This window comes from Verticiella alkaliphila (genome assembly GCF_018904615.1).
Taxonomy (GTDB): domain Bacteria; phylum Pseudomonadota; class Gammaproteobacteria; order Burkholderiales; family Burkholderiaceae_B; genus Verticiella; species Verticiella alkaliphila.
Map to the genome: position 1 here is coordinate 77,555 of NZ_JADCNH010000004.1, position 15,781 is coordinate 93,335.

General features: G+C 67.6%; 11 protein-coding genes and 1 tRNA gene. 8 read left to right on the forward strand and 4 right to left on the reverse strand.

Features of this window, described 5'->3' with window-relative positions; all coding sequences use genetic code 11:
• Positions 1-7 precede the first annotated feature (7 nt).
• Positions 8-1,267 (reverse strand): transglycosylase SLT domain-containing protein, encoded by a 1,260-nt coding sequence (locus IMZ29_RS04440; RefSeq protein WP_253206817.1) that lies wholly within the window; start codon positions 1,265-1,267, stop codon positions 8-10.
• The gene (gene gloB / locus IMZ29_RS04445; protein WP_216181047.1) at positions 1,264-2,097 is read right to left on the reverse strand and encodes a hydroxyacylglutathione hydrolase; all 834 of its coding nucleotides are present in this window, start codon (positions 2,095-2,097) and stop codon (positions 1,264-1,266) included. Before gloB ends, IMZ29_RS04440 begins: the two co-directional genes overlap by 4 nt.
• 3 nt (positions 2,098-2,100) lie before the next feature.
• Here gloB and IMZ29_RS04450 point away from each other — a divergent pair, with 3 nt between their 5' ends.
• From IMZ29_RS04450 to IMZ29_RS04485, 8 genes are all read left to right on the forward strand, one after another.
• A complete protein-coding gene (locus tag IMZ29_RS04450) occupies positions 2,101-2,889 on the forward strand; it encodes a class I SAM-dependent methyltransferase (protein WP_216181050.1) in 789 nt (262 codons plus the stop codon).
• A gap of 15 nt (positions 2,890-2,904) precedes the next feature.
• Entirely contained in the window at positions 2,905-3,348 is a 444-nt protein-coding gene (rnhA, locus tag IMZ29_RS04455; protein WP_216181053.1) for a ribonuclease HI, read from the forward strand.
• Between the two features lie 162 nt (positions 3,349-3,510).
• Positions 3,511-4,608 (forward strand): efflux RND transporter periplasmic adaptor subunit, encoded by a 1,098-nt coding sequence (locus IMZ29_RS04460; protein WP_216181056.1) that lies wholly within the window; start codon positions 3,511-3,513, stop codon positions 4,606-4,608.
• Positions 4,609-4,621: 13 nt separating this feature from the next.
• Complete coding sequence (locus tag IMZ29_RS04465; protein WP_216181059.1) at positions 4,622-7,741, forward strand: efflux RND transporter permease subunit; 3,120 nt, start codon at positions 4,622-4,624, stop codon at positions 7,739-7,741.
• 149 nt (positions 7,742-7,890) lie between these two features.
• Complete coding sequence (dnaQ, locus tag IMZ29_RS04470; protein ID WP_216181062.1) at positions 7,891-8,598, forward strand: DNA polymerase III subunit epsilon; 708 nt, start codon at positions 7,891-7,893, stop codon at positions 8,596-8,598.
• A 65-nt stretch (positions 8,599-8,663) separates the two neighbouring features.
• A tRNA-Val gene (locus tag IMZ29_RS04475) sits at positions 8,664-8,738 on the forward strand.
• Between the two features lie 72 nt (positions 8,739-8,810).
• Entirely contained in the window at positions 8,811-9,350 is a 540-nt protein-coding gene (thpR, locus tag IMZ29_RS04480) for an RNA 2',3'-cyclic phosphodiesterase (RefSeq protein ID WP_216181065.1), read from the forward strand.
• Between the two features lie 197 nt (positions 9,351-9,547).
• Positions 9,548-10,996 carry an alpha/beta hydrolase family protein gene (locus IMZ29_RS04485; RefSeq protein WP_253206819.1) on the forward strand — a complete coding sequence of 483 codons (1,449 nt, stop codon included), beginning with the start codon at positions 9,548-9,550 and terminating at the stop codon, positions 10,994-10,996.
• A gap of 70 nt (positions 10,997-11,066) precedes the next feature.
• On the opposite strand, the gene IMZ29_RS04490 is transcribed toward IMZ29_RS04485, so the two are convergent.
• Positions 11,067-11,837: an SDR family NAD(P)-dependent oxidoreductase gene (locus IMZ29_RS04490; protein ID WP_216181068.1), complete on the reverse strand. Its 771-nt coding sequence runs from the start codon at positions 11,835-11,837 to the stop codon at positions 11,067-11,069.
• A gap of 208 nt (positions 11,838-12,045) precedes the next feature.
• A complete protein-coding gene (locus tag IMZ29_RS04495) occupies positions 12,046-15,672 on the reverse strand; it encodes a hydantoinase B/oxoprolinase family protein (protein ID WP_216181071.1) in 3,627 nt (1,208 codons plus the stop codon).
• Positions 15,673-15,781 lie beyond the last annotated feature (109 nt).

Below are 15,781 nucleotides of genomic sequence, written 5' to 3' on the forward strand. Positions count from 1 at the left end.
ACGACGTTCAACCGGCCGGCACGCGCAAGGTCTGGCCGACCTGCAGACGCGAGTGATTCAGGCGGTTGAGCGACTGGAGATTCTGGACGGTGGTGCGGTACTGGGCCGCCAGCTTGTGCAGCGTATCGCCCGAGCGCACGCGGTGCGTGCGATGGCTAGCGCGGGCGCTGCGGGACGGCGCCTGAGCCCGCGCCGTGCGCGTGGGCGCACTGGCCGCCACGGGGGCCTGCGGGGTGACGAGTGGGCCTTGGTGGGCATCCAGATTGGCGAGGAAGGTGTCGACCTGGCCCACGGGCAGCAGGATCGGGCGCTGGGCCGCGGCCGAGATCACGCCGCGCTTGAAGGCCGGATTCAGCGCCGTGAATTCCTCCACCGACATGCCGGCCAGACGCGCCGCGAGCGGCACGTCGATGTCGTCCGTGCGCGCCACCGTGACGAAGTACGGCTGGTTCTCGACCACGGGCAGCCGCACGCCATAGCGCTCCGGATCGGCCACGATGTTCTTGATCGCCTGCAGCTTGGGGACGTAGTTGCGCGTCTCGTCCGGCATTTTGAGCGAGACGTAGTCCGTGCGCATGCCGTCGGCGTCATTCTTCTGCATGGCGCGCATCACGGCACCCTCGCCCCAGTTGTAGGAGGCGAGCGCCAGGTGCCAGTCGCCCTGGAAGTTGAAAAGGTATTCGAGGTAGTCGAGAGCGGCCTGCGTGGAGGCCACGAGATCCCGTCGCTCGTCCAGCCATTCGTCCTGGCGCAGCTTGAAGTGCCGGCCGGTACTGGGGATGAACTGCCAGAGCCCGGAGGCTTGCGAGCGCGACAGCGCGGTGGGATCCCACGCGCTCTCGACGAACGGCAGCAACGCGAGCTCCGTGGGCAGGCCGCGGCGGTTGATCTCCTCGAGCACGTAATACAGATACGGCGACGAGCGTGTCATGATCCGTTGCACCGCCTCGGGGCGCGCCGCGTAGTAGTCCGTCCAGACGGCGACTTCCGGGGCGACGAGATCCGGCATGGCAAAGCCGCGCCGGATGCGCTTCCAGACGTCGGCCGCGGGTGCTGCCACGTCGATGGTGGGGATGGTCTTGGGTGCCGGATAGCGCAGCGACAGCGACTGGGCGGTGCTGACCGAGGCGGCGTTCAGGTCTGTGCCTTGCTGTGTGGCACAGCCCGCCAGGAAGGCGGCAAGCCCGGCGCAGGCCAGCGCGAGGCGGGTGGTGCGAAGCGCCCCAGCGCGGGCGGCTTGCGGGGGTTGAGCGGGGTCACGATTCAACGGAACTCATCCTTCCAGGCGCGCAGGGCGCCGAAAACGTCGACCTCCCCTCGCAGCGGGCGGCCGGCTTGGTTGGACACTGCCGCCTGGACGGCGGCCTGCGCGGTGCGCAGAAACGGATTGACCGCCAACTCGTGCGTGAGCGTCGTTGGCACGGTGGGCTCGCCTTCGGCGCGCAGCAGCGCCACCGTGTCGCGCCAGGTGGCCAGATCGGCGTTGGCAGGCTCCACGGCACAGGCGAACCGCACATTGGCGGCGGTGTATTCGTGCGCGCAATATACCCTCGTCTCGCCCGGCAGCGCCATCAGCTTGGCGAGCGAAGCGTACATCTGGGCGGGGGTGCCTTCGAACAGCCGGCCACATCCGCTGGCGAACAAGGTATCGCCGCAAAAGAGGACCGGCTCGGCAAGCGCGGCGCGCCCATGATAAGCGATATGGCCGGCGGTGTGGCCAGGCACGTCGAGAACGGCCAGGTCCAGATCCAGCTCCCGGAACTGGACGCGGTCGCCTTCGCGCAGGGGAAAATCGCAATGGGGCAGCCGCTCGGTGGCGGGCCCATAGACGGGAACGGCCGCGTGCTCCAGGAGGCGCATCACGCCGCCGACGTGATCGCCGTGGTGATGGGTGAGTAGAATGGCGACCATTCTGAGACCGTGCATCTCTAGTGCCTCGAGGACCGGCGTGGCATCGCCCGGGTCGACCACGGCCACGTCGTCGCCACGGCGCACCACCCAGATATAGTTGTCATCGAACGCCCGCAGCCCGAATACGCCAGCCGGCGCCGCCCCTTCGGGCTGCAGAGCACCGCGGCTCAACGTCTTGCCTTGCATGTCATGTCCTCCCATACGTCCCGCGAAGAAACCGCCGCCATTGTAAAACTGACCGACTGGTTCACGACGCCGGCCGGTCAGTACGTCCAGGCCTGGGAACAGGCACGCGTGGACGCGGCCGTGGAGGACGCCTTCGGCTTTCACGCGGTGCAGGCCGGCTTGCCGGATTTCGACACGCTGCGGGCCAACCGCATGCCGTTCCATGCGTACGTGGGGCCGACCCAGCCGCGCGAGCCCTTCGCCGCCCACTGGAGCGGACAGGCGCTCGCCACGCTCGAGGCCCTGCCCCTGGAGACCCAGTCGCTCGATCTGCTCACCCTGCCCCACGGGCTCGAGTACGCGCGCAATCCGCATGCGGTATTGCGCGAGGCCGAGCGTGTGCTGCGCCCGGAGGGCCGGCTCGTGATCACGGGGTTCAACCCGTGGAGCCTGTGGAGCCTGCGCCATCGCCTGGCCAGCAAGGACTGGCTGCCCGAGTGCGACCGCATGCTCTCCATCCCGCGGCTCAAGGATTGGCTGAAGCTGCTATCGTTCGAGCTCGACCGCGGCCACTTCGGCTGCTATGTCCCGCCCGTCGCCAGCGCCAAATGGTTGAGCCGCTACGCGTTCATGGAGAAGGCCGGAGACCGCTGGTGGCCCGTGTGCGGCGCCGTGTACGTGGTCTCCGCGGTCAAGCGGGTGCAAGGCATGCGTTTCATCGGTCCGTCCTGGAAGAAGCGCCGCCGGGCCCGTGCGACCGGTGCCGTCGCGGTCAACCAGCGGGTGCGCGACACGAGCGCGCCCCATTCCTAGCCTGATTCTGAACGCATGACCGACTTTGTTGAAATCTGGACCGATGGCGCCTGCAAGGGTAACCCCGGCCCTGGCGGCTGGGGCGCCCTGATGCGCGCCGGCGACCACGAGAAGACCCTGCATGGCGGCGAGCCGCACACCACCAACAACCGCATGGAGTTGCTGGCGGTGATCGAGGCCCTGCGCGCATTGAAGCGCACCTGCCGGGTCGTGCTGCACACCGATTCGCAATACGTGCAGAAAGGCATCACGGGCTGGATCATCAACTGGAAGCGGCGCGGCTGGATCACGGCCGACAAGAAGCCGGTGAAGAATGCTGACCTCTGGCAGCAGCTCGACGCCGAGTGCGCCCGCCACGAGGTGGAATGGCGGTGGGTCCGCGGGCACGACGGCGACCCAGGCAATGAGCGTGCAGACCAGCTCGCCAACCAGGGCGTCGCCGAGCTGCGCCGCAGCTGACGTCCACCGCGCGAACCTTCTGCCCTGGCGAGAGTCGTACCGTTGGATATGACGTCGGCGCCATGCCGGTGGTACATTCCGTAACGCCCCGGCGCTCTCTGGGCCCGGGTTTCGTTTTTCCGCACGCCGCTCGGCGCCGTTCCGTTCAGGGCAGTACTCTCCATGCGCAAGAGCCTCCTGGTTCTCCTCCTTCTCGCGGCCGTCGGCGCGGGTGCGGCCGCGGGTTATGTCGTGTCGCGTCAGACCGCGCCGGCGCCTGCGGCCGCGCAGACGACGCCCGCCGCACCTGCCGCACAGCCCGCACGGGCGCGAGCCGCGGTGGCCGTCGAAGCCGTTGCCGTGACGACGTCCACCCTGGAGCAGCGGCTCAACGCCGTGGGCAGCCTCGTCTCTGACGAGTCCGTCATGCTGCGCCCCGAGATCGCCGGGCGCATCCGCGACATCCCCTTCGTCGAAGGCCAGAGCGTCAAGCGCGGCGACGTGCTGCTCCGACTGGACGACAACATTGCACGCGCCGAACTGCAGCAGGCCGAAGCCAACTTCGGCCTGGCCAACAGCAAGTTCCGCCGGGCCGATGAGCTCCAGCGCGAGGGCTTCATCAGCCGCCAGGGCCGCGACGAGGCGAACAACACCTTGCAGGTCGAGCGGGCCAACGTGGCGCTCGCCCGCGCCCGTCTCGACAAGACGGTGATCCGCGCGCCCTTCGACGGCGAGATCGGCTTGCGCACGGTGTCCGTGGGCGACTACGTGACCGCAGGCCAGGATCTCGTCACCCTGCAGGCGTTGCGACAGCTCAAGGTGGATTTCCGCATCCCCGAGCTCTATCTCTCGCAGATCACCCCAGGCCAGCGTCTGGACGTGGCCGTCGATGCCCTGCCCGACCGCACGTGGACAGCGCAGGTCACTGCCATCAGCCCGCTCGTGGATGTGAGCGGCCGCGCACTTGTCATGCGCGCGGTGGTGGACAATGCGGATGGCGTGCTGCGCCCCGGCATGTTCGCGCGCGTCAATCTGCTGCTGGCCGAGACGCCCGCCCTGCTCGTGCCCGAGACGGCGCTGGCGCCGCGGGACAATCGTCATTACGTCTACCGTGTCCGCGGCGAGACGGTCGAGGAAGTGGCCGTGCGCATCGGCCAACGCCGCGGCGGCCAGGTCGAGGTGCTTGAAGGCCTGGCCGACGGCGACCAGGTCGTGACCGCCGGCCTGCAGAAGATCCAGAACGGCGCGCGCGTGGCCGTGACCCTCGTGCCCTCCACCTGAGGCGGCGCCGCCCGTGATTCTCTCCGATACCTGCATCAAGCGCCCCGTCTTCGCGACGGTGCTCTCGCTCGTCGTCGTGCTGATTGGTCTGATTTCCTACCAGCGCCTGACAGTGCGCGAGTACCCCCAGATCGACGAGCCGGTGGTCTCGGTGAGCACCACCTACCCTGGCGCCGCCGCGGACGTGATCGAGTCGCAGGTGACCAAGCCGCTCGAGGATTCGATCTCCGGCATCGAAGGCGTCGAGCTCATGACGTCCACGAGCCGCGCCGAGCGCAGCAACATCAACGTGCGCTTCCGGCTCTCGCGCGATCCGGACGCCGCCGCCGCAGAAGTGCGTGACCGCGTCTCGCGTGCCCGCCGCAGCCTGCCCGACGAGGTGGACGAGCCGGTGATCGCGAAGGTGGAGGCGGATTCGCAGCCCATCATCTACATCGCGGTCGAATCCGGCAGCATGAGCCAGATCGAGACCTCGGATTACCTGAACCGCTATGTGCGGCCGCGCCTGTCGGTGCTGCCCGGCGCGGCCGAGGTCCGGATCTTCGGCGAGCGCCTGCCGTCCATGCGGATCGACCTGGATCGCGCCAAGCTCGCGGCCTACCGGCTCACGGTGCAGGATGTCGAGACCGCGCTGCGCACGCAGAACGTCGAGATCCCCGCGGGCCGCATCGAGTCGCGCGCCCGCGAATTCTCGGTGGTGGCCGATACCGGCCTGCGCACGCCAGATCAGTTCCGCGGCATCGTGCTCGCCAACGTCAACGGCTATCCCGTGCGTCTGGGCGACGTGGCCTCGGTGGCACTTGGCCCCGTCGACGAGCGCGTGCAATCGCGATTTAACGGCCAGCCCGCGGTGAACATCGGCCTGGTGCGCCAGTCCACGGCCAACCCGCTGGAGCTCTCGCAGGCCGCCCGCACCGAGATCGAGGCCATCAACACTGACCTGCCCGCGGGCATGCGGCTGAACCTGTCCTACGACTCGTCTGTCTTCATCGAGGAATCCATCAAGTCGGTCTACGCCACCATCCTCGAAGCCGTGGTGCTCGTGGTGCTGGTGATCCTCTTCTTCCTGCGTAACCTGCGCGCGAGCCTGATTCCCATCGTCACGATTCCCGTGTCGCTGATCGGGGCGTGCGCGATCATGTATGCGATGGGGTTCTCCATCAATACGCTCACGCTGCTCGCGATGGTGCTGGCCATCGGCCTGGTGGTGGATGACGCCATCGTCGTGCTGGAGAACGTCTTTCGGCACATCGAGAACGGCGTGCCGCGCATGCAGGCCGCCATGCGCGGTACCCGCGAGATCGCCTTCGCGGTCATCGCGATGACGCTCACGCTCATCACCGTGTATGCGCCGCTGGCCTTTGCCACGGGCCGCACCGGACGGCTGTTCATCGAATTCGCATTGACGCTCGCCTCGGCGGTGCTGATCTCGGGCTTCGTCGCGCTCACGCTCACGCCGATGATGTGTTCGATCCTCCTGCGGCACGACACCGGCCATGGGCGCTTCTACAACGCCATCGAACGCGTGCTCGTCGGCATGACCAACGGCTATCGCCGCGTGCTCGGCCTGGCCTTGCGGCATCGGGCGATCGTGGTGGTGCTGGGGCTTCTCACGGCGGCGAGCCTGGTGCCGCTCTTCAAGGTGCTGCCGAGCGAACTCGCCCCGACGGAAGACCGCGGTGCCGTTTTCTCGCGCGTCTTCGCACCCGAAGGCGCCACGGTGGACTACACCATCGATTACCTCGCGCGAGCCGAAGCCTTCATGGAGAAGATCCCGGAGCGCGTGTCTTATCAAGCCTCTGCCGGCTTTCCGACGGTGACCGATGGCACCGCCATCCTGCGGCTCAAGCCCTGGGGCGAACGCGATCGCACGCAGCAGGAGATCGCCGCCGAGCTGCGTCCGCAGTTCGCCACGCTGCCCGGGGTGCGCGCCATCGTGAGCAACCCGCCCTCGCTCGGGCAATCCTCGCGTTCCTCGCCGGTGGAATTCGTCATCATGAGCCAGATGCCGTACGCGGAGCTGGCCAAGGTGGTGCAGGGCTTCATGGCCGAACTCGAAAGCTATCCCGGCCTGCGCAACCTCGATTCGGACCTGCGCCTGAACACACCCGAGCTGCGCGTGACCGTCAATCGCGAACGCACGGCCGACATGGGCGCCGACGTGGCCGTGGTGGGCCGCACACTCGAGACGATGCTGGGCGGGCGCCAGGTGACGCGCTTTGCGAGCGATGGCGAGCAGTACGACGTGCGCGTGCGTGTGGCCCCGGATGAGCGCGCCGATCCGGCTGACATCGCGGGTATCTACGTGAGGGTGCGCGACGGCAGCATGGTGCCGCTGGCCAACCTCGTGGACGTGCGCGAAGGCGCATCGGCGCAGTCGCTCAACCACTTCAACCGTCTGCGTGCCGCGCAGATCTCGGCCGATCTCGCGCCAGGGTATTCGTTGGGCGAGGCGCTTGCCGCGATGCAGGAGATCGCCGGGCGCACCCTGCCCGCCACCGTGCAGACGGACTTGAACGGCCAATCGCGCGAGTTCCGCGACTCGTCCGGCAGCATCTACCTGGTCTTCGGGATGGCGCTCGCCTTCATCTATCTGGTGCTCGCCGCGCAGTTCGAGAGCTGGCGCAATCCCTTCGTGATCCTGATGTCCGTGCCGCTGTCGCTGGCAGGGGGCATGCTGGCGCTGTGGCTGTCGGGTGGCACCTTGTCGATCTACAGTCAGATCGGGCTGATCACCCTGCTCGGGCTCATCACCAAGCACGGCATCCTGATCGTGGAGTTCGCCAACCAGTTGCGCGAGGAAGGCAAGGAGATGCTGGAGGCCGTGGTAGAGGCCAGCATCCTGCGGCTGCGCCCCATTCTCATGACGACTGGCGCCATGGTGCTGGGGGCCATCCCGCTGGCGCTGGCGCATGGCGCGGGTGCGGAATCCCGCCAGCAGATCGGCTGGGTGATCGTGGGCGGGCTCACGGTGGGCACCGTGCTCACGCTCTTCGTAGTACCGGTGGTGTACAGCCTCATCGCGCCGCGCCGCCTGCGCAGCCATCGCGAGGCCGAGGCACATGGCACGCACGGCACGCCTGCGCCGGACGGTGGCCCAACCGGCACTCTGCGCGAAGAGCCCACCACCTGACGGCCTGCCACGCGCGAGGCGGAGGACACCTCCCGCCGTCGCCCTCGCGCTGAGCCGCGCCCACGGCATGGGCGCGGCCAGCCGGGCTTGTTATCATCCCTGCTTGGCCGGCATCCGTTCCGGCCGCTCCGCCTTGCCCTGCCCCGCCCATGCGCTACATCGTCTTCGATACCGAAACCACCGGCCTGGAACCTGAACTGGGCCACCGCGTCGTGGAAATCGGTTGCGTGGAAATCGCCAACCGCCAACTGACGGGCCGGCACTTCCACACCTATCTCAACCCGGAGCGCGACATCGATCCGGGCGCGCAGAACGTCCACGGCCTGTCCCGCGAATTCCTCGCGGAACATCCCGTGTTCGCACAGATGGCGGACGACTTCCTCGACTTCATCGCGGGCGGCACGCTCATCATCCACAACGCCGCGTTCGACGTGAAGTTCCTCAACGCCGAGCTCGAACGCCTGCAGCGTCCGCCGCTCACCACCTACTGCGCTGGCGTGATCGATACGCTCATGCAGGCGCGCGAACTGCACCCGGGCAAACGCAATTCGCTGGATGCGCTGTGCGATCGCTATGGCATCTCCAACGCGCACCGCGAGCTGCACGGCGCCTTGCTGGATTCGGAGTTGCTCGCGGAAGTCTGGCTGGCCATGACGCGCGGCCAGAACAGCCTGGTGATCGACGAGCCCGAGACCACGCAGCACGACGTGGGCACAGGTCCGGCCGAGATCGTGGCCATCGACTTGCCGGTGATCGTGGCCTCGCCCGACGAGCTCGCGGCGCACGCGGCGTATCTCGACGGGCTCGACAAACAGGTCAAGGGCCAAAGTCTGTGGCGCCAGCTTTACACAGCGTAAAAAAACGTGCTATAGTTCTTTTCTCGATTGGCGTGGCGCAAACAGCAACGCGACAACGACGGATCGGGCGGTTAACTCAGTGGTAGAGTGCCACCTTCACACGGTGGAAGTCACAAGTTCGAACCTTGTACCGCCCACCAACCCGATTCCCAATGGCGCCCCTTCGCGGGCGCCATTGCTTTTTGTGGCTTGCGAATCCAGGAGATTCGGCCATGACCGCTGCCTCCCCCGAATGGCGACGGGCATTCATCGCCCTATGGCCTGACGCCCCCAGCCGCCATGCGCTTGCCTGCAGCCGCCCGCCAGCCGCCCCTGGCGTGCGCCCGCTCCACCCCGCAGATCTGCATCTCACCCTGGCGTTCCTGGGCGACCTTGACGCAGCCACGGCAAGCGCGCTCACCGCGCATCTCAGCGGCGCCGCACCTCCCGCGATGACTCTGGACACACTGCATACCGAGCGCTGGCCGGATGAACACCGGCCGCGCGTACAGGTGTTGTGCTATGCCGAGGCCGAGGCGCTCACACGCTTGCACGCCACGGTCAGCGCCGCGCTGCGCGCGGTGGGCGTGCCCGTCGAGTCACGCCCCTACCGTCCGCATGTGACACTGGCGCGCCTTACCCGTGCATCCACTTTGGCTGTTCACGGTCTTCCGCCGTCCTCCCGGTTCGTTCGATTTGCGCTTTGCCACGGCACGGATTCAGCACCCGGCGAACCCCGTTACCACAGCATCGCGGAATGGACGGCTGCCTAGCAGTCTGAAGTCACGCGCTGCGAGCAACGTACCGCGATGAGCCATTTGCCAGGCGAAACGGATTTTGGTTTCAAAAATTAAAAGGCCATGACGGCATGCTCCACGTTCTGGGTGCAGGCCCTATAAGTCAAGGCAGCCCCCATCCAGATCATCGCGCGGCGCGGGGATGGCGCCGCCGCGCGCATCGGAGACACGCCATGCCCTCGTCCACGCTTCGCATCCCGACGCTCCACCTGGCCGCCTTGGCCGCAGCCTGCGCGCTGCTGGCCGCCTGCGGCGGCGGTGGCGACGACCCCGTCGTCGTCGCGCCCGAGCCCGAACGCCCCCAGGACACTCGGCCCTTCTTCGTGGACGAGCCGTCTCTCCCCTTCACCGCGCTCGCAGGCGCCCCTGACGCGGATCGCTGGTGGGGCACGCTGGACGATTCCGGCTACCGGATCGAGGTTCCGAAAAACTGGAATGGCATGTTGTTCCTTTACGCGCATGGATACGCGGGCACCGGCCCCGAGCTGCGCGTGAGCAACCCGCCCTCGCGCCGCTTCCTGCTCGAGCAAGGCTACGCCTGGGCCGCATCGAGCTATTCGGCCAACTACTACGACGTGCGCGCGGGCGTCGAAGACACCAATGCCCTGGCGCTCGCCTTCAATCGACTGGCCGAGAAGCATGGGCGCCCGCTCGCCCGGCCCTCCAAGACCTACATCACGGGCAACTCGTTGGGCGGGCACGTGACGGCGGCCGCCATCGACGCCGAGGCCGCACGCACGGCCGTGAATCGCGTGAGCTACGACGGCGCCGTCCCCCTGTGCGGCGTGCTGGGCGACACCGAGCTCTACAACTACTTCGCCGCCTACCAGGTGGCCGCGCAGCAACTCGCCAACGAGCCCGTGGGCCAGTGGCCGGTGTCCAACTGGGAGCAGATCGCGCCCACCGTGCGCAGCGCCCTCTTCACCCAGTTCCCGAGCCAGGTGACGCAGCCTCAGGGCGAGACCCTGAAGACGATCGTGCAGAACCTGACCGGTGGCGCACGGCCCATGTTCGATCAAGGCTTTGCCGGCACGAACCTGCAGAGTCTGGTCTGGGGCACGTTCGGGCGTGACGGCACGGTGCAGGGCATTCTGACCGAGGAGGTCGTCGACACCCGGAACATCGTCTACCAGCTCGATGACGATCCGGCCATCAGTGCAGAAGAGCGCGCCTTCAATGCCCAGGTCTTTCGCGTGACGCCTGATGCCGATGCGAACCGGTTACGCCGCGACGGCCTGCGCTGGGTGCCCCAGGCCAATGCCGAGATCGACATTCCGGTGGTGACCCTGCATACCCTGGGCGACATGTACGTGCCCTTCAGCATGGAGCAGATCTATCGCCAGCGCGCCATCGACAAGGGCACCGACGCCTGGCTGGTGCAGCGCGCGATCCGTAGCACGGGCCACTGCGACTTCACGGTGGCCGAGCAGGCTTCTGCCCTGGAGGCCATGCTGCGCTGGGAGCAGAACGGGGTGAAGCCCGAGGGCGACGAGGTGCTCGACCCCGCCGTGGTGGCCGCACCGGACTATGGCTGCCGCTTCACCGACAACCAGATCGGGGTGGACGACAGCCCGGCGCTGGGCGTGCTGCGCGCGAGCCTGCCGGCCTGCCCGACGAACTGACGGCGTCAGCGGCGCGGGTCATCAGGCGACACCGCTCGTTGGCCCGCGTGAAGCTGCAATCATCCCACCGTCATTCCGGCAGCACTGTGCCTGTGACGCGCGCCAAGGTGGTCACGAGTTCGTTCTGGAACGGGATCTCGTAGACCGCCGGGTGCGGTTCCTCGCGCTCCTGGTGGTGCCAGTAGCCCCCGCTCGTCAGCGCGCGGGGCTCGTCGGTGGTGGCAAGCCACGCCTGCGTCACGTGCCCGAGCCGCAAGTCGTCCGGCGCACTCGCGCCGCCCATCTTCGTCGGCACCCAGCCCGGGTCGACGGCATTGACCCAGACACCGGGCCACAGGCGCGCGACCGCCACCGTCAGGGCCGTCACGAAGAGCTTGCTGTCCGAGTAGCTGCCGGTGGACGTCTGGCCGGACCAGTCCATGGTGGCCAGATCTGCCGTGCCGCTGCGGTGCATGCTGCTGCTGAGGTAGACCAGCCGCTTCGGCTTGGGCAGCAAAGCCGTGAGCAGATAAGGCGCGACGACATTGACGACCAGCACGGCGTCGCCCGACAGCACGCCTGCGTTATGGATGATCGCGTCCATGGGGCCGATGGCGTTCACCTGGCGGGCGATGTCCCGCACCTCGTCCAGGTTGGCCAGATCGCCCACGACCGCCACGGCACCTTGTGCCAACAAAGGCGCCACGGCCGACAGGCGCGCCTGCGAGCGCACGTGCACCACCACGCCGTGGCCTTCGTCCAGCAGGGCCTTGGCCGCGGCCAGGCCCAGCCCGTCGGCCGAGCCGGTGATGAAGATGCGGGATTTGCCGACGGGCTTCTGCTCAGGCGGGAGAGACGACATCACGATTTCCTTGTCTGCGATCGGCAGCGACGTGGCCGACCTATCGCGGCAGTCTACGCGATGCGCTCTGCCGGCCACGCCTGCCAACGCTTCAGGCTGTATCAGGACTTTCGGCATCCGCGATCCGGGCTGCCGCGCGGACGAGCCAAAAAAACGCCGCCACCCGTGAAGGTGGCGGCGCTCTCAGAGACCAGGCTGGCGGCGAGGCTTACGCCGCCGTGCCGTAGCCCCCGCCCGCGGGCGTGCGGATCTCGATAATGTCACCGGCATTGACCGTGACACCCGACTGCGCACCCAGCTCTTCCTGCGTGCCATCCGTGCGGATGACCCGATTCAGGCCGCACTCACCCGGCTCGCCGCCGTGCAGGCCGAACGGCGCGTGCACGCGGCTGTTCGACAGGATGGACACCGTCATCGGCGAGAGGAAGCGCAGGCGGCGCGTGCCACCATCGCCACCACGCCAGCGGCCGGCGCCCCCCGAGCCACGACGGATCTCATAGGACTCCAGACGCACCGGGTAGCGCAGCTCGAGCACTTCCGGATCGGTCATGCGCGAGTTGGTCATGTGCGACTGCACCACCGACGTGCCATCGAAGCCTTCGGCCTCCTGCCACGGCACCCCCAGCGTGGCCACGCCGGCACCGGTACCGCCCGAGATGGTCTCGTAGTACTGGTAGCGGGCATCGCCGAACGTGAGGTTGTTCATCGTGCTCTGGCTGGAGGACATGACACCCAGCGCGCCGTACAGCGCGTTGACCACGCACATCGAGGTCTCGACGTTGCCGGCCACCACCGACGCGGGCGGCAGCGGACGCAGCATCGAGCCTTCGGGCACGATGATCTCGATGGGCTTCAGGCACCCGGCGTTCAGCGGGATCTCGTCTTCGACGAGCGTGCGGAACACGTACAGCACGGCAGCCACCGTGATGGCCTTGGGCGCATTGAAGTTGTTCGTGAGCTGCGGCGAGGTGCCGGTGAAATCCACCACGGCGCTGCGGTTCTGCTTGTCCACCTGGATGGACACTTCGATCTTCGCGCCATTGTCCAGCGGCAGGCTGAACTTGCCGTCCTGCAGCGCGAGGATCACGCGGCGCACGGCCTCTTCGGCGTTGTCCTGCACGTGGCCCATGTAGGCCTTGACCACGTCCAGACCGAAGTGATCGCACATGCGCAGCAGTTCCTGCACGCCCTTTTCGTTGGCGGCAATCTGGGCCTGCATGTCGGCGATGTTCTGCTCGGCATTGCGCGCGGGGTACTTGCCCGATGCCAGGATCGCGCGCACGCCCTCGTCGTTGAGGCGACCCTGCGTCACCAGCTGGAAGTTGGTGAAGAGCACGCCTTCGTCGTCGATGGTGCGCGAATCCGGCGGCATGGAGCCCGGCGTCTTGCCGCCGATGTCCGCGTGGTGGCCGCGCGAGCCGACATAGAAGAGGATGTCCTTGCCGGCACGATCGAACACGGGCGTCACGATCGTCACGTCCGGCAGGTGGGTGCCACCGTGGTACGGGTCGTTCACCACGAACACGTCGCCCGGCTGCATCTTGCCGGCGTTCTCGTTCATCACCGTCTTGATCGTCTCGCCCATGGAGCCCAGGTGGACCGGCATGTGCGGGGCGTTGGCGATGAGGTTGCCCTCGCCGTCGAAGATCGCGCACGAGAAGTCCAGGCGCTCCTTGATGTTCACGGAGTGCGCGGTGTTCTGCAGGCGATAGCCCATCTGCTCGGCGATCGACATGAAGAGGTTGTTGAACACCTCCAGCATGATCGGGTCGGCATCGGTGCCGATGGCACGGCGCTCGGCACGCGGCACCACACGCTCGATCACGATGTGATCGAGATCCGTGATAGTGGCACGCCAGCCATCTTCGACCACGGTGGTGCCGTTGGGCTCGGAGATGATGGCCGGGCCGTCGACGGCGTCGCCGGGCACGAGGTCTTCGCGCACGTAGAGCGGCGTGTCACGCCACTCGCCGCCGCTGACCATGCGCACCTGCTCGCGGGCACCGAAGGCGCTCGTGCGTTCGCGCGTCGCCGCGTTCTCGCTCGCAACCTGGCCGCCCCCGCTCGCTTCCACGACCAGCGTCTCGACGATCAGGTCACGACCGGGCATCAGGAAGGAGAAGCGCTGGCGATACGCGGCCTCGAACGCGGCGCGCATCGTCGCCTGGTCGCCGAATTCGACGTCCAGCGAGGTGTCCGAGCCGCGGTACTTCAGGTGCACGCTGCGACGCAGGCTGATGTCGGCATCCGGCACGTGCTGGCGGCGCAGTTCGCCACCGGCTTCGGCGGCAAGCTCGTCCAGGCCCGTGGCGAGTTCGGCCATCAGCTCATCGTTGAGCACCTTCTCGACCGTGCGTTGACGCATGTCGGTCTGGTCGGCGAGGCCCATGCCATAGGCCGAGAGCACGCCACCCAGCGGGTGGGCGTAGACCTTGGACATGCCCAGGGCATCGGCCACCAGGCAGGCGTGCTGGCCACCGGCGCCACCGAACGTGGTGAGCACGTAGTTGGTCACGTCGTGGCCACGTTGCACCGAGATGCGCTTGATGGCTTCGGCCATGTTGCCCACGGCGATCTCGAGGAAGCCTTCGGCCAGCTGCTCCGGCGTCATCTCGCGGCCGAGGGCCTCGCGCACCTCGGCGGCCATGGCGGTGAAGCGCTCGCGCACCACGGCCACGTCCAGCGGCTGGTCGGCGTTGGGGCCGAACACCGCGGGGAAGAACTCCGGCTGGATCTTGCCCAGGAGGACGTTGCAGTCCGTCACGGCCAGCGGGCCGCCACGGCGATAGCACGCCGGACCGGGGTTGGCACCGGCCGAATCCGGGCCCACGCGCAGGCGCGCGCCGTCGAAGTGCAGGATCGAGCCGCCGCCGGCTGCCACCGTATGGATGCTCATCATGGGCGCGCGCATGCGCACGCCAGCCACCTGGGTCTCGAATTCGCGCTCGAACTCACCGGCGTAGTGCGACACGTCGGTGGACGTGCCACCCATGTCGAAGCCGATGATGTGGTCGAACCCGGCGAGTTCGCTGGTGCGCACCATGCCAACGATGCCGCCGGCCGGGCCGGACAGGATGGCGTCCTTGCCGCGGAAGCGGTGTGCGTCGGTCAGGCCGCCGCTGGATTGCATGAACATCAAGCGTATGCCGGGCAGCTCGCCGGCGACCTGGTCCACGTAGCGCTTCAGGATGGGCGACAGGTAGGCGTCGACCACCGTGGTGTCGCCACGCGCCACGTACTTGATGAGGGGGCTCACTTCATGCGAGACCGACACCTGGTCGAAACCGATGTCGCGCGCGATGGCAGCGGCAGCGACTTCGTGGCGCGGCTCGCGCCACGCGTGCATGAAGACGATGGCGACAGCCTTCACGCCGCTGTCGAAGCAGGCTTGCAGGCTTTGGCGCAAGGCGGCTTCGTCCAGGGCCTGGATGACCTGGCCATCGGCGTCCAGACGCTCGTCGGCTTCGAGCACGGTCTCGTACAGCAGATCCGGCAGCACGACGTGGCGATCAAAGAGACGCGGACGGTTCTGATAGGCAATGCGCAGGCCATCGGCAAAGCCGCGCGTGGTGACCAGCGCCGTGCGTTCGCCCTTGCGCTCGAGCAGCGCATTGGTGGCCACGGTGGTGCCCATCTTCACGCACTCGACTTGATCGGCCGGCACCGGCTCGCCCGGGGCGAGGCCCAGGATCTTGCGGATGCCTGCCACGGCGGCATCGCGATACTGCTCTGGGTTCTCCGAGAGCATCTTGGCCGTGGTGAACGAGCCGTCGGGCCGTCGGCCCACGATGTCCGTGAACGTACCCCCACGATCCACCCAGAATTGCCACTTCATGATGAGATTCCTTGATCAGGAAAACCGCCGCGCGAGCCCGGCAGGCGCGTCACGACGACAAGAGAAAAGGACAGACGGCCTTGGGCGGCAGCACGGCGTGCCACCCGAC

Bases quoted from the DNA above. Each gene is read 5' to 3' on its own strand.
- gloB (WP_216181047.1), bottom strand. From the start codon at position 2,097: ATGCAAGGCAAGACGTTGAGCCGCGGTGCTCTGCAGCCCGAAGGGGCG.
- IMZ29_RS04450 (WP_216181050.1), top strand. From the start codon at position 2,101: ATGTCCTCCCATACGTCCCGCGAAGAAACCGCCGCCATTGTAAAACTG.
- rnhA (WP_216181053.1), top strand. From the start codon at position 2,905: ATGACCGACTTTGTTGAAATCTGGACCGATGGCGCCTGCAAGGGTAAC.
- IMZ29_RS04460 (WP_216181056.1), top strand. From the start codon at position 3,511: ATGCGCAAGAGCCTCCTGGTTCTCCTCCTTCTCGCGGCCGTCGGCGCG.
- dnaQ (WP_216181062.1), top strand. From the start codon at position 7,891: ATGCGCTACATCGTCTTCGATACCGAAACCACCGGCCTGGAACCTGAA.
- thpR (WP_216181065.1), top strand. From the start codon at position 8,811: ATGACCGCTGCCTCCCCCGAATGGCGACGGGCATTCATCGCCCTATGG.
- IMZ29_RS04485 (WP_253206819.1), top strand. From the start codon at position 9,548: ATGCCCTCGTCCACGCTTCGCATCCCGACGCTCCACCTGGCCGCCTTG.
- IMZ29_RS04490 (WP_216181068.1), bottom strand. From the start codon at position 11,837: ATGTCGTCTCTCCCGCCTGAGCAGAAGCCCGTCGGCAAATCCCGCATC.
- IMZ29_RS04495 (WP_216181071.1), bottom strand. From the start codon at position 15,672: ATGAAGTGGCAATTCTGGGTGGATCGTGGGGGTACGTTCACGGACATC.